Here is a 20,217-nt window from a genome sequence, read left to right as displayed (position 1 = left end):
GGTATCTCTATCCATGACATTACAAGAGCCGTGCCAATATGATTTATTGTTGTTTTACATAGAGATGGAGATTAGCCGTCGAAATCCAAGGACCCTGAGTTGGTAAAAATAGCCAATATGGTGGTGATTTTAACCAACAAAAAAGGGAGCCAGCGGCTCCCTTCCTATCTCGTCGCGCGACCTCAGGCGGCCGGACTATGGCCGAGCCGGTTGTCCAGCTCGACCAGCTTGGCCTCCATCTGGGCCCGGCAGGTATCTGACAGATCGCGGATGCCGGCGGCGCCGTGCTCCTTGCTGCACAGGGGCGGCAGCATCTCCAGCAGGACCTCGCCGTTGTCCCAGCGGTTCAAATCGACCTGACCGAAGTAGCTGGAGCAAACGATGGGCACCACAGGCACCTCGGCCTGCACGGCGGTGTGGAAGGCGCCGGCCTTGAACGGCAGCAGGCCGCGGCCCTTGGAGCGGGTCCCCTCCGGGAACATCCAGATGGAGGTGCCGTGATTCTTGATGCGATCCACCACCTGACCTATGGTGCCGATGGCACGGGAGCGATTGGATCTGTCGATCAGCACGTTGCCGGAGAGCCAGAAGAGGAGGCCGAAGAACGGCAGCCACAGCAGGCTCTTCTTGCCCACCGCCACCACGCCGGGCATGACGGCACCGGTCACGGTGAAGATGTCGAAGTTGCTCTGGTGGTTGCAGACGTACACTGCCGGGCCGACCGTCTTGACCTCGTCCGGGACGATGACCCTGACCTTGAGCCCGATCAGCGGGCAGACCGCGTGGTACATGCGGGCGAAGACATAGACGTTGTTGGGGTGGCGCGGACGCACCAGGCAGAGCAACAGACCAAACACAAACCAGAAGACGAGCAGCAGGGTTAGCAGCAGCACACGGGCAATTTTGAGCATCGAACACCTCGGATGTTAACTCGGCGCAGTATACTGGTCCCCCTTTTAGCGAACAAGCGTTCGCCAAACAGAACCGACCTCCCCCTGTCCGCGGATGGGCACACGACCAGACCCCCGACTTGCCCCACCCGCCATTGGCCGCTAGGATGTGCCCATCTTGATGGACGGGGCTAGCATGATGTTGCAACAACGCGCGGCGAAACGACTCCTGCTGCTGGTCTGCCTGCTGGTGCTCAACTGTGCGGCCCAGCCGCTGGCCCGGCTGGCCCTGCTCGATCAGGCTCTCGGCTGCCAGGCGCTGCCCGAACAGAGTAGTCCCGACGATCAGGATAGCGCCCGCGCCGCCAGCCCGCAGCCGAGCAGTTGCCAGCTCAACGGCAAGTGGCTGAGTGCCGCCAGCCTGCTCTGCGTCGAGCAGCTGTTCTTCGCGGTGGCCCTGGTCATCGCCCTGCTGGCTCCGCTCTGGCGCTATACGCCCCCCTTGCCTCCCCCCAGGGTCATCTCGCCGCCCGAGCGGCGTCTTCATCTCACCCTCTGTGTCTGGCGGGAATGAGTTCGGCTGTTCGTTGATTAGCCGTCATTCATTTTTTTGCGAGATAAAACCGATGTCAAACCTTCTCAAGGCAACCCTGTTACTGGGCTGCTTGCTGTGGCAATCCATGGGATTGGCCAGCGACACGGGCTGGCTCACCAGCCCCCAGAACGATCACGCCAAGGTGCGGTTGCAAGCCGACCGCAGCGATCCCCAACAGACCCGCATCCTGCTCGAGGTCGAACTCGAGTCAGGCTGGAAGACCTATTGGCACAGCCCGGGTGAAGGGGGCATAGCGCCCCAGATCCTGTGGCACAAACCCGTCACCGAGCTCCAATGGCACTGGCCCGTGCCCCGGCACTTCGAGGTGGCCGGGCTCAGCACCCAGGGCTATCAGAAAAGCGTCAGCTTTCCCATCAGCCTGCGCTACCCCAAAGAGCAGCCACTCGAAGGGATCCTGCGCCTCTCCACCTGCAGCAACGTCTGCATCCTGACCGACTACCCCTTCCGGCTCGACGCGGACGGTGCCGTGCCCGCCGGCTTCGACTTCGCCTACGCCAAAGGGATGAGCACCCTGCCCCAGCCGCTGCCGGCGGACATCAGGGTCAGCCTTGGTTATCAGCACAACCAGCTGCAACTGCTGGCAGAGCGCGCCGAGGGTTGGCAAAACCCGGCACTCTTCATCGACGCCCTGGAGGGGGCCGAGTTTGGCAAGCCGGCGCTGGAGGTGCAGGGCACCCGCCTGATCGCCCGAGTGCCGGTCAGCGATGGCTGGCAGGGGGATGCGCCGGACATTCGCGGCAATCGGCTCGGCCTGCTGCTCACCAGCGACGAACAGGCCTGGCAGACCGAAGTCCCCATAGGTGAGGCGCTCAGCCTGCCAGACCAGCGCCAATCCCTGCTCTGGCTGCTGGGGGCGGCGCTGCTCGGCGGCCTCATTCTCAACCTGATGCCCTGCGTGCTGCCGGTGCTAGCGCTCAAGCTCGGCTCTGTGTTGCAACAGCAACACCGGCAGCAGACCGAGGTGCGCAAGCAGTTCCTCGCCGCCAGCGCCGGCATCCTCGCCTCCTTCTGGCTGCTGGCGGCCATGAGCAGCCTGCTGCGGGCCACCCAGGGGGCGGTCGGCTGGGGCATCCAGTTCCAGAGTGTCGGCTTCATCGGCTTCATGGTGGTGGTGACGGCGCTGTTCTGCGCCAACCTGTTGGGGCTGTTCGAGATCCGCCTGCCGAGTACCCTCAGCACCCGGCTGGCCACCAGCGGCGGCAATGGTCTCGGGGGTCACTTCCTGCAGGGGAGCTTTGCCACCCTGCTGGCCACCCCCTGCTCGGCGCCTTTCCTCGGCACCGCCGTCGCCTTCGCCCTGGCGGCGCCGCTGGCCGAGCTGTGGCTCATCTTCACCGCGCTCGGCATCGGCATGAGCCTGCCCTGGCTGCTGGTGGCGGCCCTGCCGCGCCTCGCGCTCTGGCTGCCGAAACCGGGCCGCTGGATGAGCCGGCTGCGCCTCCTGCTCGGCCTGCTGATGCTGGGCTCCAGCCTCTGGCTGATCAGCCTGCTCGGCAACCATCTGGGCGGCGTCACCAGCGGCTGGCTGATGGCGACGCTGTTGCTGCTGCTGCTAGCCGGCATCATCTGGCGCTACGGCATCCGGGGTTTCACCCTGGCGCTGTCGCTCAGTGCCCTGGTGGGCGGGGCCTGGCTGCTGGGCGGGGCCTTCACCGTCCAGGGCTCGGGCAGCCTCGACAGGGTGGCCTGGCAGCCCCTGTCGGAGCAGGCCATCAGCCAGGCGCTGGCCGACAAAAAACGGGTGTTCGTGGATGTCACCGCCGACTGGTGCGTGACCTGCAAGGCCAATAAATACAATGTGTTGCTACGCGATGAGGTGCAAGACGCCCTCTCGGCCCCCGATGTGGTGGCCCTGCGCGGTGACTGGAGCAGACCCAACGACGCCATCGCCGCCTTCCTGCGCAAGCGCGACGCCGCCGCCGTCCCCTTCAACCAGATCTACGGCCCCGGCCTGCCAGCGGGAGAGACACTCTCCCCGCTGCTGGACAAGGCCGACCTGCTGACCCTGTTGCGCCGCGCCGCCTCATCCCAAGGCGACGGCCAGTCCCCCCATTTCGAAGGAGAGAAAAAATGAAACCGACCCTGCGCACTCTGACCCTGATTGCCTCCCTGTCCGCCGGCCTGCTGGCCCCGGCTCTGCACGCCGCCCCCTTCACCCCGGAGCAGGAGGCCCGCATCAAGGAGCTGATCCGCGAGACCCTGGTGGCCAATCCGAAGATCCTCGACGAGGCGGCCGAATCCTGGGAGAAGCAGAACACCGCGGCCCAGGAGGCCCAGCTCGGCAACTTCATCAAGGGCAACAAGGACGTGCTGTTCAACAGTGCCACCAGCCCGCGGCTCGGTGCCAAGAACCCCAAGCTGACCCTGGTGCTGTTCACCGACTACAACTGCCCCTACTGCAAACAGTTCGATCCGCAGATAGCCAAGCTGCTCAAGGCCTATCCGAACGATCTGGGGCTGGTGATCAAGCTGTTGCCGTTCAAGGGGCAGACCTCCGCCAAGGCGGCCCAGTACAGCCTGACCCTGTGGCAACAGGATCCGGCCCGCTTCCTGCCGCTCCACGACAAACTGATGAGCAAGCAGGGCATGCTGACCGAGGCGGACATCAACAAGGCGCTGGCGGCCACCGGCAATGTGGCGCTCAAACCTGAAGGCAAGGCCACCGAGGAGCTGCGCAATAGCCTGCGCATCGGCACCTTGCTGGGGGTGCAAGGCACACCGGCGACCCTGATCGGCAACCAGCTGGTGCCGGGCGCGCTCCCCTATGAACAGCTCGAACAGTTGGTGAAGGCCGAACTGGCCAAGCTGGGCTAAGGAATGGCGACCATTATCCAGCCTCGTTGGAAACGCTGGGGCAAGGAGGCGATCTGGCTGCTGCTGGCGGGCCTGGTCATCTCCAGCCTGCTGGACTCCTGGCGCGGCCCGACCCTGCCCGCCGGGGCCATGAGCGCCCCCCTCACCCTGCAGGATGGCAGCACCACCAGCCTCGCCGCCCTGAGCCAGAACAAACCGCTGCTGGTCTACTACTGGGCCAGCTGGTGTGGGGTGTGCCGCTTCACCACGCCGGTGGTGGAGCAGCTGTGGCAAGACGGTGGGCAGGTGCTGACGGTGGCACTGCGCTCCGGCGGCGACGCCCAGTTGCGACAGGGCATGACCAGGAAGGGGCTGAGCTTCCCCACCCATAACGATGAGCAGGGCAGCCTCGCAGCCCAGTGGAAGATCGGGGTCACCCCGACCTTCCTCATCGTCAAGGATGGCGAGCTGGTGAGCAGCACCACCGGCTGGAGCAGCCGCTGGGGACTGCAGCTGCGGCTGCTGTGGGCCGACTGGTCACGCTAGCGAGTCATTCCCGTCCGCCAGAATGACAAGAGCCCGGTATTTCTACCGGGCTCTTTTTTACCTCGAAGGGGCGCAATCCTTAGGGCATCGACTGCTCGGCCCGCTGCTTCAGGCCGGCCCTGACGTCGGCCCGTTCGGCCTCGCTGATCATGCCGTCAGCATTCTTGTCCAGGTGGGTGAAGATCTTCTCCTGGCGCTGCATGAACTGCACCTTGGTCGTCTCCTGCCTGGGCTTCATGTTGGCCATCTTCTCCGGCGCGCTCTTGCCGGCCAGCTTCATCGCCTCATGCATCTTCGCCATGGCGGCCTCCTTCTCGGCAATCGAGAGCACGCCGTCACCATTCTGATCCTGCCGGGCGAAGCGCTGCTCGGCTTTCTCCATAAACTGGGCCTTGCTGATATCCCCCTTGATGAGTGGCTCGCCAGGCGGCTCATCGGCGGCGACGCTGAGACCACTCAAAAGCGCGAGGGAGAGAAGATAGGGTTTGAACATGGCAATGTATTCCTCTTGCTGGCCCCGGCCTCGCCGAGCCCTGATGAATATCGAGCAAGGTGCCGGATCAGCCGGACACCCCATCCCCGGTTTGGGCAACGCGACGGCAAAAGAGTTCCCGGCGGCCCTCCCCCAGTGTAGCCCCGATGCCGATCGCCAGCGGCGCCGGGCGCCATCCGCCTGTTCGTTGCCAGTTCGCTTCCTATTCATGGCGGCGGCGGCCTGTTTCCGGTAAAATGACGGGTTTTTGCCGTGCCTGGTTTTGCGAGCCCCAGGCGCCCACGGTGTGACTCCGACGATGCCAGTGATGCAGGATCTGCCATGAACAACTACTTTCGGGTGCTGGGCGTCAAGTCCAACGCCAACGAAAATGAGATCAAGAAAGCCTATCGACGGCTGTCTAACCAGTACCATCCCGACAAGCTGCTCGGGGCGACGGATGAAGAGCGAGAGCAGGCAGCCATCAAGCTGCACCAGGTGAAACAGGCCTACGAGGTGCTCAACGACCCCAAGGCACGGGCTGCCTTCATCAAGGATTTCAACAACGTCATCGTGACCGATCCCGCTTCTGCCATGCAGGAGATGTGGGACCAGTTCTACCCCTGATGCGCTAAGCAAGAAGAGCCACTATGCAAACAAAATGGGACCAGGCGCGGATCAAGGCGCTGATGCAGGATGCAAGCGAGAACATCGAATCCTATCGGGATCTCGACCAGCCCAAGGCGCTGGAGCAGTTCACCGGCAAGATGAAGGCCCTGCTGCTGGCCGACACCAGCATGCTGGAATTTATGCCTGAATATCTGCCGCTCGCCCTCTATGGCCGGGTACAGTTCCCGCCCCAGGCCAAGCAGGCCTGGGCAAAGTGGCTCGGCGGCAGCGTCCAGCCCTCCTGGGACGAATTCAAGGTGTCGGTGGCGTTCAACAATGCCGACCTGCCGCTGGTCAAGGCGGTGCGCGCCCTGAGCGAAGAAAAGCTCATCGAAGCCTGCGCCGTGCTCTATCTGCTGGACAACCCGCAGCCACGCGGTGGCCGCCATGCCGATGACGACTATGAGCTGCGCGATGAGGAGGAGGATGATGGAGAAGACGCCGACGCCGACTATCACGGCGGAGAGGGCGAGGAAGACGATCAGGACATGTACGACGAAGTGCGTTTCTAACTTGGGGTAAAGCATGAATAGTCTGATTGAAATTACCGCCATCGAGATCAAAGAGCTGGCCGTGATCGAGCCGAAGCAGGCCAGCGAGAAGTTCGAGCTGATCGCCATGACGATGTCCGACGAGCAGTTGGTCGAAGTCATTGAAAATATTGATATCGTTACCCTGACCCAGATCAACGGCCAGCACGACATGTCCTTCCCGTCGATCATCTCCGAGCTGATGACCCCGGAGCGGATCCGCGACATCGTCTGCCAGCAGCCGCTCTACTGGGAAGAGGCGATCAAGCACAACGCCGATGAGCTGCAACAGCACACCTTCGACTTCCTCAACTACCTGATCCGCACCCAGGACAACGAAGCCAAGCAGGCCGAGATCCTGGAGTGCATCGCCGAGGATCCGGCCGGCCTGTTCTACCTCGCCATCCCCTTCATCGAGTTCTATCGCGGTGAGCGCTTTGACGACGAGGAGGGCTATCAGGACCAGCTGCACGCCGAAGAGGAAGATCTCGAAGAGGCGCTCGCCTACAGCGATCGCCAGCTGAGCGAGGATGCCCACGACTATGCGCTGGACGATCCCCGCAGCCTGTTGATGTTGATCCGTACCCTGGCGCCCGGGGTGGAGCAAGCCATCAAGGCGCTGCTGCGCAGCGAGAACAGCAGCTGGGATGGCATCATCAACAAGTTTGCCGCCGAGCTGGTGATGCAGGCCAAAGAGAAGAACCAGGTCGAGGACGAATACAAAGACGTCGACGACATGTTCAGCTTCCTGGATTGAGGCCCGCACCATGCAACTAGTGATCCGCGAGAGCAATCAGGGCCCCTTCCTGACCCAGGTACTGCGCTTTGGTCGCGACAACGAACGGCTGAGCGAGCAGCAACTGGCCGCCATCAAGGGCAAGGCGGTGCTGATGAGCCTGAAGTTCGCCGACAAGTACTACAACAAGTACAAGATGCACCTGCTGGAGCAGGCCGCCCACGACGTGATCGGGGTGGTCAGCCTGGGGCTGCAGGAGCTGTCACAGCAGGATCGCGCCAAGGCGCTGGCCCTGCTGCAGGCGCCGGAAGGCCCGGTCAAGCCGTTCCAGAAGGGCTGGTCCATGCTGATCTCGGTCAGCCCCAAGCAGCCCGGCGGCAAGAGCCTCTACGGCGAGGTGGATGCCCGCCTGCTGGACAAGATCTCCAGCCCGCCGGATGTGGAGGAGTGGCAGGGCTGGCAGGAGTACGAGAAGGCGCTGGTGGAGCACAACAAGACCCGCCTGCTGGGTCTGCTGGAGCAACACTTCTTCGCCTATGAGAGCGACCATCCCACCATGGAGGACAAGCTGGCCGAGGCGCTGCTCTACCGCATCCTCTGCGGCCAGGGCAGCGGCGCCGCCCAGCTCAGGGTCAAGCAGGATCTCAAGCGCCGCCTGGGGCGGGACCTAGTGCTGCAAGAGGCCTGGTACGACACCGACTATCTGGCCGCCCAGCTCGAGCTGATGCTGGCCGAGCTGCCGGGGGATCTCGTGGCCGGTCTGCGCCAGGAGCTGAGCCCCGGCTTCGTGCCCAACCTGCTGCATACCCTGGGCTTCGTGCGCCAGTACCAGCTGCTGCAACATGCCAATGCCTCGCCGGAGAAGCTCGACAACGTCGAGATGCGCGCCGGTCTCAAGCACCCCCTGCTCGGCTGGCCGCTCTACCACGACTTCTGATGGCAGGCGCTGCCTCCCTTCGTCGTACCCCAACGCCCGGCCCCGCCGGGCGTTGTCATCGCTGGCGAGTGCAGGCCGCGGCGCCTTGCCCTCTTCTCTCCTCGCGAGAGCAGGGTCGGGGAAGGGGCAGGCCAGCCATCCGGCCCCATAAATGCCGGAGGTAAAATGAACCGGAACCGCCGGCGCAACGTATATCACTCCAGCAGGGTCGCCAACACCGAGGGTCTGCAGGGCTCAGTTGATGGGGTTATGTGCCGCCGCAAGCGGTCACTGCGGCAAGCGCCGATGAGCGGCAGTGGCAAAAGAAAGGTCACCCTATAGGCGCTAGCGTACAGACGCGCTTGCGGGGGGTGGGGGAAGATGGTCGCCATAACGACCAAACGCCTGGCAGAGCACCCGACCCATATCAGACATCTTGCCCCATCGCTCCATATGCCCGCCGGATCCGCCGTTGAGCAACCATCATCCGGCTTGCGCGTCGGGCTCAGGCTCGGTAACCGCCTGATCGGGACACCCTAACGTATTGATCAGTATCAAGAGGTAACCCCATGAAGAAGATCCATCGTTTAGCTAAAGGCGCCGTGACCATGGTCATGCTGTTTGGCCTGGCAGCTTGTTCCGGCATGTCGCAACAGGGCAAGAGCACCGCTGTCGGGGCCGGTATAGGGGCCGTCGGTGGCGCCGTGCTGACCGGCGGCAGTGCGGCCGGCACCGTTGGCGGGGCCGTGGTCGGTGGCGTGATTGGCCATGAGATCAAGAAATAGGCACCGCATCGCGGCGAGTGAGCCAGCTCAGTGCTGGCGCCGCCCGCCCCCATCCATGTGATCCAACGCCCGGCCTGACCGGGCGTTGTCCTATCCGCGGCTTGCTGCCCCATAATCTGGCTTGGGATGGGGGAAGACGGGCTTGGGCCCACAGGCTGTTTCAGGAGGCGTGCAGATGGCGCAGGATGAGCAAAGACCGCCGGTTGGCGTGGCCCATGTGATGTTGCAGACCGACCGGATGAAGGAGTCCGCCCGCTTCATGCGCCAGCTCGGCATGAGGCCCATCTTCGACGGGCCTGAGGTCAGCGTCTACGAGATGCGCGGCGGCACCCACCTGCTCCTGATGCGACGAGATCGGGTCCTGGCGGGCGAGGCCCCGTTCGATCTGATGGTCGACGATCTGCACGAGACCCACCGCCGCCTGAGCGCCCTGGGGTTGGCGCCCTCGCCGATCGAGGCGCGCCCCGCCATCGGCCACGAGGTCTTTACCCTGCGCGAGCCCGCCGGCCACCTGATCAGTGTCTTCTCCAGCCACGCCTCGGGCAAGCCCATATAAGGCCCGGCACCCCACATCGCCGCTAGCAGAGCATCAGGCCGCACGAGGCGTGCTCGGCCGCCATTGCCCTAGGCCAATTCTGTTCGCACAGGATTGATGACCCCGCGCCGATCAGGCGCCCTACCTCGTTAGCATCATTGGCCTACAACTTGTCAGGGATATAATGACTCCCCCATACCAGTAGCAGGGGAGCAAGGCATGAGCAGAAAACCCGACAGGATCACCGCGATGCAGCAGATCATCGATGCCGTGAAGCAGGAATTCCCGCTCTATCAGCCAGATACCTTCAGATGCGGGCCGGACAATACGTGCATCGGCTGCCCCAAGAAGCTGATGGAGCTGGTGGATACAGATCTGTCCTATTGGCAATATCAGATCGATCGCGGCATCCCGCCCACCTTCGACGAGCTCTATAGTTTTGGCAAGATGTGCAAGAACATCCGCCGGGCGCTGGTGCGCAATGGCCGGATCCCCGCCTGATATTGCCAGCTGTCCACGAACGGTCGATCAGACAGCCCTGCGCCGATACTGATGGCAGGGGAAGAGCCAAGGAGAAGAGCATGACCCAGGAAAGGATCCAGACCCAGTACCGGCTCGCCGGCCCCTTTGCCACTCAGGCCGAGCTGGAGCAGGCGATCGCCCGGGCGATAGAGGCCCACAGGCGGGACTTCTTCCCCCTGCTGGAGCGGCTGGTGGATGAGGGAAATCCCGGGGTCAATCTGAGCCAGGAGCACCCGCCGCAAGTGCTGGGCATCGAACTCGACCAGAACGGCACTCAGGGTCTGGCCCACCTCAGTTACGAATCCAACTTCTTCGAGGGCTGCCTGATCGTCGACGAATACGAGCGGCACCAGCTCAGCGTGCCCTTTACCCTGCAAGACAATCTGCTGATCTTCGACGTCGAGCTGCCCATCGCTTGGAATTTCAATAACTAAGACTCAACCCCCTCTGCCAAAGGGAGAGGGAATAAACCCGCTTTCCACTATCGCAACGCCACGTCGGATCCTGCTCCGCAGGCGCTGTCTTTACGCCCTTCTCCCATTCTTTGCATGGAAAGGGGAAAAAGGCCGGGGATGAGGCCATCGCTGCGGGAACAACCGACACAGAGCAAGAAGTTGAATCTTGGGTGGCAACCACCCAGTTGTTACTAAATGGGCCGGGTTGTATTAAAAAGTGACAGAAAACATTTTATTACAAATTATAAGGGTGGACATCAATTGAGCATCCGACTCTCTTGGTGATATAAGCATGTTTTCGATGAAGAAAAATAAATACTTTATAGCTAACTGTATGCAGGGAATGCACAGGCTACTGGCTCTCATTCCCTTTGTTACAACCTTGATTGTTAAAGTTTAAATAAAGGTGTGAGAGTGACCGACTAGCCATATCATCTGATGTGCAGTTGCCCCCTGACAAACGAATTAAATATCGAGCATCACCATGAGCGAATATCAATCTGTGGCCATAACGACATTGAATGACGGTGATTACTATGGCCTCGAGCGAAAGAGTGCCGGGGACTTCCCTTTTTATCGCCAAGAGCCTCATGCATTATCCACCCGTGGCTGGGTGTTGATCCTGCTTGGCGTGGCGCTGGGCTTCGCCGTGCTGACGGCCCCCATGGCGCTTTATAAGACCACGGTGGGTGGCTTTGTATCCGCCATTCTTTTCCCTGTCATCCCCCTGGTCGTGCTCGCCATGGTGGCGGGTCCAGTATGGCGGGCACTCTTTAGAAAGCCTGGGCTGCGGGATCTCGTCTTGATGCTGGTGATTGCTGGCGCCAATATCCTGGTGTCCGTTATCGTTGCCTTATTGCTGCAGCATGTTTTCCAGATGAATGGCAATCCTGTGAGCAACATGCTGGCAGAGGCCTCCAATACGTCCCGTATCCTCTTTTATTTAAAAACGGCGCCTCAGCTCTTCGGCGAGGAGGTGGTCTCCATATTGCCTTTTCTTGCTGTCCTCTGGTTCTGTCACGAAAGACTCAACATGACTCGCAAGCGGGCGCTGCTTGCGGCCTGGCTCTGTACCGCACTCATCTTCGGTGCATTGCACCTGCCCACTTATGGCTGGAATTTCCTGCAATGTTTTCTGGTTATCGGGACTGCTCGCATCGTGCTGTTAAGCGGCTACATCATCACCAAAAATATCTGGGTATCGACCGGCGCACACATCATCAATGATTGGCTGCTGTTTACCATCATGGTGGTCTTTCTGGGTGGCCATGCCGGCATATAAAACAACAGGCTGGGGCATGATCACAAGAAAGGAGCCTTGCTGGCTCCTTTCGCCATTACCCAGCGCATATAAAAGGCGAGGCCCTTGCCTCGCCTTTGCCCGCTTCGTGAGCATCAGGTGAGATAGTAACGCCACAACCTGATCGGCTCTGCGTAGCCGACCCGGATGCAGAAGGGGGCAAGTTCATGATTGGCCTGCTCCAGGCTGAGGGGCTGGTGAGTCTCCTCCCGACACCACTGCACGAACTCGTCGCTGTTGAAGCTGTAGTGATCCCCGTGAAAAACCCCGTGAGCCTCGATAAGCCCTATGGCTTTCTCCGTTTCCATGTTTGGCCTCCTGGCACTGTGCTGCTCCCTTCAATGTTAGCGAGCAAGTGCGACTTGCGGGGCCTAATCGGCCAAATCCTTGACCTGTGGCAATTGGCAAAGAAGGAAAGAAGAGGGGTTGCCAGTAGGAGACCGGCAGCCGACTTTCGCGAACGTCTGATTACGCTGCGTTAATCAAACCTACGGTCCTGCAGACTGATTCGATGTGAACGGGCAATGCTCATGGTTTTCCTCCTCGACGGAGACTCCTCAAGCTAAGTACAGTCATAGTCATTATCACAAAGGTGGGTGTTCCCATTTTTTAGGGTCCCAGAGTGAGGTCGGGAATTTTAATGTGACCCAGTCATAAATTTTTGTAGTGATTGTGGGGTATGAATGAAACCTTGTGTATGATATGTCCCAATCTAGTTATCAATGAACAGTGGTGGGCTTATGAATTTATTCTCTTCTTCAGTGAGACCTGAAGATGTATTCACCCCTAGATCAGCTGAAGTTAATTCTAATATGTACATCAGTCGGCCAGTATTAGAAGCAGCGATATCAGCAGCTCTGCGGCGAAATTTGCATATGTTAATTCATGGTGAAAGCGGGACAGGAAAGTCGTGGTTATACAAAAGTTCATTAATAAAACTAGGTGTCCCTTATCTTGTTGCAAATCTCGCAAATGCTTCTAGGCTTGGGAGCGTAGCTGCAGAATTACGGAATTTAATTGATAGGGAGCAGCAAGCTAACAAAGTGTCCTATGAGGAAGAAAAATCAGCTGAGCTTAGTGCCGTTATGGCCAAGGGAGCATTAAGTCACACTGGGCAGTATGAAATAGGTAAAAAAGAACCCTTTGAAGCATGCTTAGATTTTTTGAATAAAAAATATGGTGGCAAGCAAACAGTATTGGTTTTTGATAACCTAGAAGCTGCATTTACTGAACCACTTTTAAAGGAACTTGCAGATTTAATAATTCTGTGTGACGACGAAAGATATTCCTCTTATAAGGTAAAGATATTAATTGTTGGTGTTCCGAGTGGTGTGAAAGAATATTACTATAGAACACCTAACCATATGACAGTTGCCAACCGATTAACAGAACTTCCTGAAGTCGCAAGATTAGAAAAAGCCGAATGTGATGCACTTGTTGAGCGTGGTTTTGTTGAAAAGCTGTCTTATAAAATAGATGACATTGTAGCTTTAAAAACACATATATCATGGGTTTCCGATAGAGTACCACAAGTAATTCATGATTATTGCCTTGAGCTTAGTTTGATTTGTGAATCTGACAAACATGTTACTCAGTCAAAAATACATGAAGCTAATGCCATTTGGCTTGCAGGATCTATGCAGTATGCATATGCGGCGATTGAGTCTCACATGAATGAGAGAGAGACAAAGGCTGCTAGGAGAAATCAAGTACTTTATGCATTGTCTCTATGTGATGGCGAACAGTTCAGATATACAGAGATAGAGGCAATTGTCAGAGAGCAATTCCCTCAGTCGACAAATCAAACTAACTTAAATATATCCGCCGTGTTAAGTCAGCTATCCAAAGGTGATAAACCATTGATTAAACGCTCACCTAAGGGAGATGCATTTACTTTTGTTGATCCTAGGTACCGGATTGTTTTAAGAGCCGTATTGCTTAAAAACGCTCAGGAGAAAGTTGAAAAGAGACCTATTACAAGAGGATAGATATCTCATTCCATCCGACATCAAATATAAAGGGCGCTTTCGCGCCCTTTATATTTATTACCCTTCCTGATTTTCCTCCGCGACCGGCTCGGCACCGGCGGCGGCTTCTATCTCTATCCTGTCCACCCGCTGCAAGCCACGGGGCAGCTTGGCGCCACGGCGGCCGCGCTCGCCGCGGTAGTAGTCGAGATCGGATGGCTTGAGGGTCAGCTTGCGCTTGCCGGCAAACAGGGTGACATATTGCCCCTGCGGTATGATGGCGGCCATCACCATAAACTCTTCCCGCGCCTTGACGCGAGCGGAGGGGATGCTGATGAGCTTGTTGCCCTTGCCCTTGCCGAGCACCGGCAGGGTGCTGAGCGGGAACAGCAGCATGCGCCCCTCGTTGGAGATGGCCATGCAGAGATCGGTCTCCGGCGAGCCGATCTTCTGGGGGGCCATCACCAGGCCCCCTTCCGGCACGCTGAGTAGCGCCTTGCCGTTCTTGTTCTTGCCGATGAGATCGTCATAGGTACAGACGAAGCCATAACCGGCATCGGAACAGATGAGGTAGGGTTCCCCCTCGTTGCCCATCACCAGATGACGCACCTCCTCGCCGGCCCCCAGCGCGAAGCGACCGGTGAGCGGCTCGCCCTGGCTGCGGGCCGATGGCAGGGTGTGAGCCTCCAGCGCGTAGGTGCGTCCCAGGGTGGAGAGGAACACCGCCTGCTGGTTGCTGCGCCCATGGGCATGAGCCAGATAACCATCCCCCGCCTTGTAGGAGAGGCCCTCCACGTCCACGTCGTGGCCCTTGGCGGCGCGCACCCAGCCCGCGCCCGACAGGATGACGGTGACCGGCTCGCTCGGCACCAACTCCTTCTCGGTCAGCGCCACCGCGGTGGCACGCTCCACCAGCGGGGTGCGGCGATCGTCGCCGTACTTCTCGGCATCCGCCAGCAGCTCCTTCTTGAGCAGGGTGTTGAGGCGGCGCTCTGAACCCAGCAGCAGCTCCAGCTTGTCGCGTTCGATGGCCAGCTCATCCTGCTCGGCGCGCAGCTTGAACTCTTCCAGCTTGGCCAGATGGCGCAGTTTGAGCTCGAGGATCGCCTCGGCCTGGGTCTCGCTGATGTTGAAGCGCTCAATCATCACCTTGCCCGGCTCATCCTCGGTGCGGATGATCTCGATCACCTCGTCGATGTTGAGGTAGGCGACCAGCAAGCCTTCGAGGATGTGCAGGCGGGACAGCACCTTGTCGAGGCGATACTGCAGGCGACGACGCACCGTCTCGCGACGGAAGACGATCCACTCGGACAGGATCATCTTGAGGGTCTTCACCTGGGGTCTGTTGTCCAGCCCCAGGATGTTGAGGTTGACCCGGTAGTTCTTCTCCAGATCCGTGGTGGCGAACAGGTGGGCCATCAGCGCCTCCATGTCCACCCGGTTGGAGCGGGGGATGATCACCAGCCGGGTCGGGTTCTCATGATCCGACTCGTCCCGCAGGTCGCTGACCATGGGCAGCTTCTTGGCCACCATCTGGGCGGCGATCTGCTCCATAATCTTGGCGCCGGAGGCCTGATGGGGCAGCGCCGTGATGACGATGTCGCCATCCTCCTCGTTCCAGACCGCCCGCTGCTTGATGGAGCCCTTGCCGGTCTCGTAGATTTTGCGGATGTCATCGCGCGGCGTGATGATCTCGGCGCTGGTCGGGTAGTCCGGCCCCTGAATGTGCGCCATCAGCGCATCCAGCCCGGCATCGGGGTTGTCGAGCAGCTCGGCGCAGGCCAGGGCCACTTCCCGCGCGTTGTGGGGCGGGATGTCGGTCGCCATGCCCACGGCGATGCCGGTGATGCCGTTCAGCAAGATGTGCGGCAGGCGAGCCGGCAGCACCACGGGTTCTTTCATGGTGCCGTCGAAGTTCGGGGTCCACTCCACCGTGCCCTGGCCGAGCTCGGAGAGCAGCAGCTCGGAGAAGCGCGACAGCCGCGCCTCGGTGTAACGCATGGCGGCGAAGGATTTGGGATCGTCCGGTGCCCCCCAGTTGCCCTGACCGTCCACCAGCGGGTAGCGGTAGGAGAAGGGCTGGGCCATCAGCACCATGGCCTCGTAACAGGCGCTGTCGCCGTGGGGGTGGTACTTACCCAGCACGTCACCCACGGTACGGGCGGACTTCTTGTGCTTGGAGAGCGCCGACAGACCCAGCTCGCTCATGGCGTAGATGATCCGCCGCTGCACGGGTTTGAGGCCATCGCCGATGTGGGGCAGGGCCCGGTCCATGATGACGTACATGGAGTAGTTCAAGTAAGCCTGTTCGGTAAAGGTGCGCATGGGCTGGCGCTCTACCCCATCCAGACTGAGCTCGATAGCATCACTCATGTGATTTTCTCTTTCGGTTCGGGAGCCGCCACAGGGCGACTCCGGCTAAATGCTTGCTGGCCCGTACAGGACCAGCCGACGGCTTAGATGATGGCGAGGTTGCCCTTCTCTTCCAGCCACTCGCGGCGATCCGGGGCGCGCTTCTTGGCCAGCAGCATGTCCATCAGTTGCAGGGTCTCGTCCCCCTCCTCCATCTCGCCCATGGTGAGTTGCACCAGACGGCGGGTGTTGGGATCCATGGTGGTTTCCCGCAGCTGTTTCGGGTTCATCTCACCCAGCCCCTTGAATCGGGTCACCATCACCTTGCCCTTCTTCTTCTCGGCCTCGACCCGTTGCAGTACGCCGTTCTTCTCGTCCTCGTCGAGGGCATAGAACACCTCCTTGCCGATGTCGATCCGGTAGAGCGGCGGCATGGCCACATAGACGTGGCCCTTGTTGACCAGGGTGCGGAAGTGCTTCACGAACAGGGCGCAGAGCAGGGTGGCGATGTGCAGACCGTCCGAGTCCGCATCCGCCAGTATGCACACCTTGCCGTAGCGCAGGCCGGAGAGATCCTCGGAGTCGGGATCCAGGCCGATGGCTACAGAGATATCGTGCACTTCCTGGGAGGCGAGTACTTGGCCGGCCTCCACCTCCCAGGTGTTCAGGATCTTGCCGCGCAGGGGCATGATGGCCTGGAACTCGCGATCCCGCGCCTGCTTGGCGCTGCCGCCCGCGGAGTCACCCTCCACCAGGAACAGCTCCCCCTGCATGGGGTCGGCGCAGTTGCAGTCGGTGAGCTTGCCGGGCAAGGCCGGACCCTGGGTAATCTTCTTGCGCACCACCGTCTTGGCGGCGCGCAGCCGGCGCTGGGCGCTGCTGATGCAGATCTCGGCGATCTGCTCCGCCAGCTCGGTGTTGCTGTTGAGGAACAGGCTGAAGGCATCCTTCACCACCCCGGACACGAAGGCCGAGCTCTGGCGGGACGACAGCCGCTCCTTGGTCTGGCCGGCGAACTGGGGATCCTGCATCTTGACCGAGAGGATGTAGGCGCAGCGATCCCAGATGTCTTCCGGGGTCAGCTTGACCCCGCGCGGCAGCAGGTTGCGGAACTCGCAGAACTCGCGCATGGCGTCGAGCAAGCCCTGACGCAGACCGTTGACATGGGTGCCGCCCTGCGCCGTGGGGATCAGGTTCACATAGGATTCGGCGAGGCATTCCCCCCCTTCCGGCAGCCAGCACAGCGCCCAGTCCACCGCGGACTGCTCGGTGCTAAAGGCTCCGATAAAGGGCTGCTCCGGCAGGCAGGTGAACTGCTTGACCGCATCGATCAGGTAATCCTTGAGGCCATCTTCGTAGCACCACTCCAGCTTGATGCCGGTGTTCTTGTCGAGGAACTTGATGGTGAGGCCGGGGCAGAGCACGGCCTTGGCCTTGAGCAGGTGCTCCAGCTTGCTGACAGAGAAGCGGGGCGAGTCGAAGTAGCTCGCCTGCGGCCAGAAGCGCACCCGGGTGCCGGTGTTGCGGCGCCCGCAGGTGCCGCTGATGGTCAGCTCCTGCACCTTGTCGCCGCGCTCGAAGGCGATGTCATAGACCTGACCGTCGCGGCGCACCGTCACCTCGACCCGGTCGGAGAGCGCGTTCACCACCGAGATGCCCACCCCGTGCAGACCGCCGGAGAACTGGTAGTTCTTGTTGGAGAACTTGCCACCCGCGTGCAGCTTGCAGAGGATCAGCTCGACCCCCGAGACCCCCTCCTCCGGGTGAATGTCGACCGGCATGCCACGGCCGTCATCGATCACCTCGAGGGACTGGTCTTCAAACAGGGTCACCTCCAGGGTGCGGGCATGGCCCGCCAGCGCCTCGTCGACGCTGTTGTCGATGACCTCCTGGCCGAGGTGATTGGGCCTGGTGGTGTCGGTGTACATGCCGGGGCGGCGACGCACCGGTTCGAGGCCATTGAGGACCTCAATGGCATCCGCATTGTATTGAGTGGACATGGAGGGCCTTGCGAATTGACGTTTGGGGAGGATCTTACTCGTTGGGACGGCGTTGGACAAACCCGGCGGTGGCAAAGGGTGATCCAGGCCGGCCGTGGCGGCCGTCCCGGCCGGGATCAGGTGGCATCTGACGCCAGGGGCAGTGCCTGCAACAGCTGGGACAGGGAACAATGGAGCCGCCACACCAGGCCCGCCAGCTCCTGGGCCGCCGGCTCCCTGTGCCCCGCCAGCCCCCGGCTGATGCGTTGCAGCTCGGCCAGCGTCCGTTCAAGGGAGTCATGCTGCACCCCCCGCTCGGTGAGGATCCCTCGCAGGCAGCGAATGCAGGCGTCTCGCACCAGATAGAGCGGCTGATCGTCGCCACGCCACTGACGCAATTGCCAGACGATGTGGCTGCAGTTGAGCAGCACCACGCCCCAGCGCAACACCCAGAGCCTGGCGGTCTGATCCTGGCTCTGGCTGAGCTGGCTGATGCCGTGATAGATGCGCGATTCGAACTGGCTCTCGCTCTGCTGTGGCCTGGGCGCCAGCTGGTCCATGAAGTCGTGGCGCAGGATACGCATGATGCGGCGACTCTTGCGCCGATCCGAGCTCGGCCGCAGGATCTGGAACGCCAGTCCGGCTGCCATCACCCCCAGCACCTGGCTGATGCTGGTATTGATGAACAACGAGTAGTCGTAGCTCGGCGGGTTGGTGATGGAGAGAAAGGAGCCGAGCAGCACTATGAGCTGACCCCACAGCACAGCCATCCTGGGCTTTTGCAGCTTGAACATCTGCATGGTGACCAGCACGGGAAACAGCAGGGCGCAGAACTGCCAGAAGTCGTCGATGCGGATCATCAGGCCGAACTTGACCGCGAAACAGACCAGGCTCAGCAGCAGAATGGCCTGCAGCATGGTGTTGACCCCTTTGACCGGCGCCGGCGTCGCCGAGTAGAGCACGCAGCAGATGGAGAGCAGGGTCAGCGCCGAGGCCCCCGACTCCCACTGGGTGTTGATCCAGAAGGCGCAGCCCAGCACTACGCAGAGGAAGGTACGGCCGCCGTTGTAGGCCGCCTCTAGGCTGTCGGTGTGCTGGGTGAGCGAGCTGTGGCGCGGCGGCGCCGGCCACTCCTGGCCGTCATAGGGTGTCAGCCGGCTCAGCCAGCGCTGGCACTCCAGATAACTCCAGCAGAAATGGCGCAGCCGCAGCCAGAAGGTGCGCCGGCGAAAATCTCCCTCCGCCTCTGCCACGAAGGGCGCCAGCAGGCGGGCGATACGGAGCTTGTCGCAGTCCGGCTCGGCCAGCGCGCTCAGCAGGGTTCCCAGCAGTGGCTGCAGCGCCTGGGGCTGCTCCGGCCAGTGTTGCAGCATGCGGCGCAGCCCCGAGATGAGGCTGATCATCCGCAGTTGGCGGTGCAGCAGGAAGTTGAGCAGCCTGTTGTGGCGCCGCAGCCGGTGGTGGCTCCACACCGCCTGGATGCGCAGCACATTCATGGTGAGGATCTGGCCTATCAACCCCTCGTGGGCACTGCGCACATCCGGGTTGGCCTCCCCCAGCCAGAGCAGCTGGGCATGTTCCAGCAGGCGGCTCTGGCTCTTGCGCAGCGATTGCAGCAGGGTCTCGCTGTCGGAGGTGCTGGGCAGGATCATCATCATCAGGCCACCGCAGAGGATGCCGATGATCACCTCGCTCACCCGGGCCTGGGCTATGTCGAAGATATGCTGCGGATCGACCACGTTGACGCAGGAGAAGGCGATGATGGCGGCCGTGTAGCCCGCCAGGGCAAAGGCGTAGGAGACATTGTTCTGATAGTGGTTGGAGATGTAGGTGCAGAGCCCGAGCCAGAGGGCGATGAGAAAGCTGAACAACCAGGGATCGCTGATGCCAAGGCCGGTGATCACCACGGCCGCCATGGCGCCAATCAGACTGCCGACCACCCGCCCCAGACTCTTGCTGATGACCCCGCCGACGGTGGGAAAGCTCACCACGGCGGCCGAGGTCATGGCCCAGTAGGGGGCATCCAGCTGCAACACGAACGCCAGCCAGAGCGACAGACACATGGCCAGGCTGTTGCGCAGGGCATAGCGCCACTGGCTCTCATTGGCCTGGGCCCAGGGCGTCCGTTGCCAGAGCGATCCCCCGCTTGCCACC

At 60.9% G+C, this 20,217-nt stretch carries 20 protein-coding genes; 14 read left to right on the top strand and 6 right to left on the bottom strand.

The features are described 5' to 3' along the window. Nucleotides 1-182: 182 nt before the first annotated feature. Complete coding sequence (locus tag EL255_RS02415) at nt 183-911, bottom strand: 1-acylglycerol-3-phosphate O-acyltransferase (RefSeq protein ID WP_042652025.1); 729 nt, start codon at nt 909-911, stop codon at nt 183-185. 175 nt (nt 912-1,086) lie between these two features. Between EL255_RS02415 and EL255_RS02410 the strand changes: the two genes are divergently transcribed. Genes EL255_RS02410 through EL255_RS02395 form a run of 4 tightly spaced genes read left to right on the top strand, consistent with a single transcriptional unit; the run spans nt 1,087 to nt 4,845 of the window. Next, a complete protein-coding gene (locus EL255_RS02410) occupies nt 1,087-1,464 on the top strand; it encodes a hypothetical protein (RefSeq protein WP_042652024.1) in 378 nt (125 codons plus the stop codon). A 52-nt stretch (nt 1,465-1,516) separates the two neighbouring features. Continuing rightward, on the top strand, nt 1,517-3,580 hold the full coding sequence (locus tag EL255_RS02405) for a protein-disulfide reductase DsbD family protein (protein ID WP_042652023.1): 2,064 nt from the start codon (nt 1,517-1,519) through the stop codon (nt 3,578-3,580). Further along, nucleotides 3,577-4,320: a DsbA family protein gene (locus EL255_RS02400; protein ID WP_042652022.1), complete on the top strand. Its 744-nt coding sequence runs from the start codon at nt 3,577-3,579 to the stop codon at nt 4,318-4,320. Before EL255_RS02405 ends, EL255_RS02400 begins: the two co-directional genes overlap by 4 nt. A gap of 3 nt (nt 4,321-4,323) precedes the next feature. Beyond that, on the top strand, nt 4,324-4,845 hold the full coding sequence (locus tag EL255_RS02395; protein WP_042652021.1) for a protein disulfide oxidoreductase: 522 nt from the start codon (nt 4,324-4,326) through the stop codon (nt 4,843-4,845). A 79-nt stretch (nt 4,846-4,924) separates the two neighbouring features. Here the strand turns inward: EL255_RS02395 and EL255_RS02390 are convergent, their stop codons facing one another. Then, nucleotides 4,925-5,338, bottom strand: coding sequence for an EF-hand domain-containing protein (locus tag EL255_RS02390; RefSeq protein ID WP_042652020.1), 414 nt, complete (start codon nt 5,336-5,338; stop codon nt 4,925-4,927). A 321-nt stretch (nt 5,339-5,659) separates the two neighbouring features. Here EL255_RS02390 and atcJ point away from each other — a divergent pair, with 321 nt between their 5' ends. From atcJ to EL255_RS02345, 9 genes are all read left to right on the top strand, one after another. Beyond that, nucleotides 5,660-5,944, top strand: a complete 285-nt coding sequence (gene atcJ, locus EL255_RS02385; RefSeq protein ID WP_042652019.1) for a cold adaptation protein ActJcold adaptation protein ActJ — start codon at nt 5,660-5,662, stop codon at nt 5,942-5,944. 23 nt (nt 5,945-5,967) lie between these two features. Further along, entirely contained in the window at nt 5,968-6,498 is a 531-nt protein-coding gene (gene atcA / locus EL255_RS02380) for a cold adaptation protein AtcA (RefSeq protein WP_042652018.1), read from the top strand. A gap of 13 nt (nt 6,499-6,511) precedes the next feature. Continuing rightward, a complete protein-coding gene (gene atcB / locus EL255_RS02375) occupies nt 6,512-7,273 on the top strand; it encodes a cold adaptation protein AtcB (RefSeq protein WP_042652017.1) in 762 nt (253 codons plus the stop codon). A gap of 10 nt (nt 7,274-7,283) precedes the next feature. Further along, nucleotides 7,284-8,189, top strand: a complete 906-nt coding sequence (atcC, locus tag EL255_RS02370; protein WP_042652016.1) for a cold adaptation protein AtcC — start codon at nt 7,284-7,286, stop codon at nt 8,187-8,189. 548 nt (nt 8,190-8,737) lie between these two features. Continuing rightward, on the top strand, nt 8,738-8,953 hold the full coding sequence (locus tag EL255_RS02365) for a YMGG-like glycine zipper-containing protein (RefSeq protein WP_042652015.1): 216 nt from the start codon (nt 8,738-8,740) through the stop codon (nt 8,951-8,953). Nucleotides 8,954-9,128: 175 nt separating this feature from the next. Next, the gene (locus tag EL255_RS02360; protein WP_042652014.1) at nt 9,129-9,509 is read left to right on the top strand and encodes a VOC family protein; all 381 of its coding nucleotides are present in this window, start codon (nt 9,129-9,131) and stop codon (nt 9,507-9,509) included. Nucleotides 9,510-9,737: 228 nt separating this feature from the next. After that, nucleotides 9,738-9,989 carry a hypothetical protein gene (locus tag EL255_RS02355; RefSeq protein ID WP_042652013.1) on the top strand — a complete coding sequence of 84 codons (252 nt, stop codon included), beginning with the start codon at nt 9,738-9,740 and terminating at the stop codon, nt 9,987-9,989. 80 nt (nt 9,990-10,069) lie between these two features. Next, nucleotides 10,070-10,444 carry a hypothetical protein gene (locus EL255_RS02350; protein ID WP_042652012.1) on the top strand — a complete coding sequence of 125 codons (375 nt, stop codon included), beginning with the start codon at nt 10,070-10,072 and terminating at the stop codon, nt 10,442-10,444. 505 nt (nt 10,445-10,949) lie between these two features. Beyond that, a complete protein-coding gene (locus tag EL255_RS02345; protein ID WP_084228252.1) occupies nt 10,950-11,747 on the top strand; it encodes a CPBP family intramembrane glutamic endopeptidase in 798 nt (265 codons plus the stop codon). A 113-nt stretch (nt 11,748-11,860) separates the two neighbouring features. Here EL255_RS02345 and EL255_RS02340 read toward each other — a convergent pair whose 3' ends face one another. After that, entirely contained in the window at nt 11,861-12,073 is a 213-nt protein-coding gene (locus EL255_RS02340) for a hypothetical protein (protein ID WP_042652011.1), read from the bottom strand. A gap of 432 nt (nt 12,074-12,505) precedes the next feature. Here EL255_RS02340 and EL255_RS02335 point away from each other — a divergent pair, with 432 nt between their 5' ends. Next, entirely contained in the window at nt 12,506-13,753 is a 1,248-nt protein-coding gene (locus EL255_RS02335; protein ID WP_170175990.1) for an ATP-binding protein, read from the top strand. 57 nt (nt 13,754-13,810) lie between these two features. Here the strand turns inward: EL255_RS02335 and parC are convergent, their stop codons facing one another. From parC to EL255_RS02320, 3 genes are all read right to left on the bottom strand, one after another. Beyond that, nucleotides 13,811-16,105, bottom strand: coding sequence for a DNA topoisomerase IV subunit A (parC, locus tag EL255_RS02330; protein ID WP_042652010.1), 2,295 nt, complete (start codon nt 16,103-16,105; stop codon nt 13,811-13,813). An 83-nt stretch (nt 16,106-16,188) separates the two neighbouring features. Further along, nucleotides 16,189-18,084 (bottom strand): DNA topoisomerase IV subunit B, encoded by a 1,896-nt coding sequence (gene parE / locus EL255_RS02325; RefSeq protein ID WP_042652009.1) that lies wholly within the window; start codon nt 18,082-18,084, stop codon nt 16,189-16,191. Nucleotides 18,085-18,200: 116 nt separating this feature from the next. Next, nucleotides 18,201-20,216, bottom strand: coding sequence for an FUSC family protein (locus tag EL255_RS02320; protein WP_042652008.1), 2,016 nt, complete (start codon nt 20,214-20,216; stop codon nt 18,201-18,203). Between the last annotated feature and the right edge of the window lies 1 nt (nt 20,217).

Source organism: Aeromonas encheleia, assembly GCF_900637545.1.
Classification (GTDB): domain Bacteria; phylum Pseudomonadota; class Gammaproteobacteria; order Enterobacterales; family Aeromonadaceae; genus Aeromonas; species Aeromonas encheleia.
The sequence above is the reverse complement of the archived record's forward strand: the minus strand, read 5'-3'. Positions and strand labels throughout refer to the sequence as shown.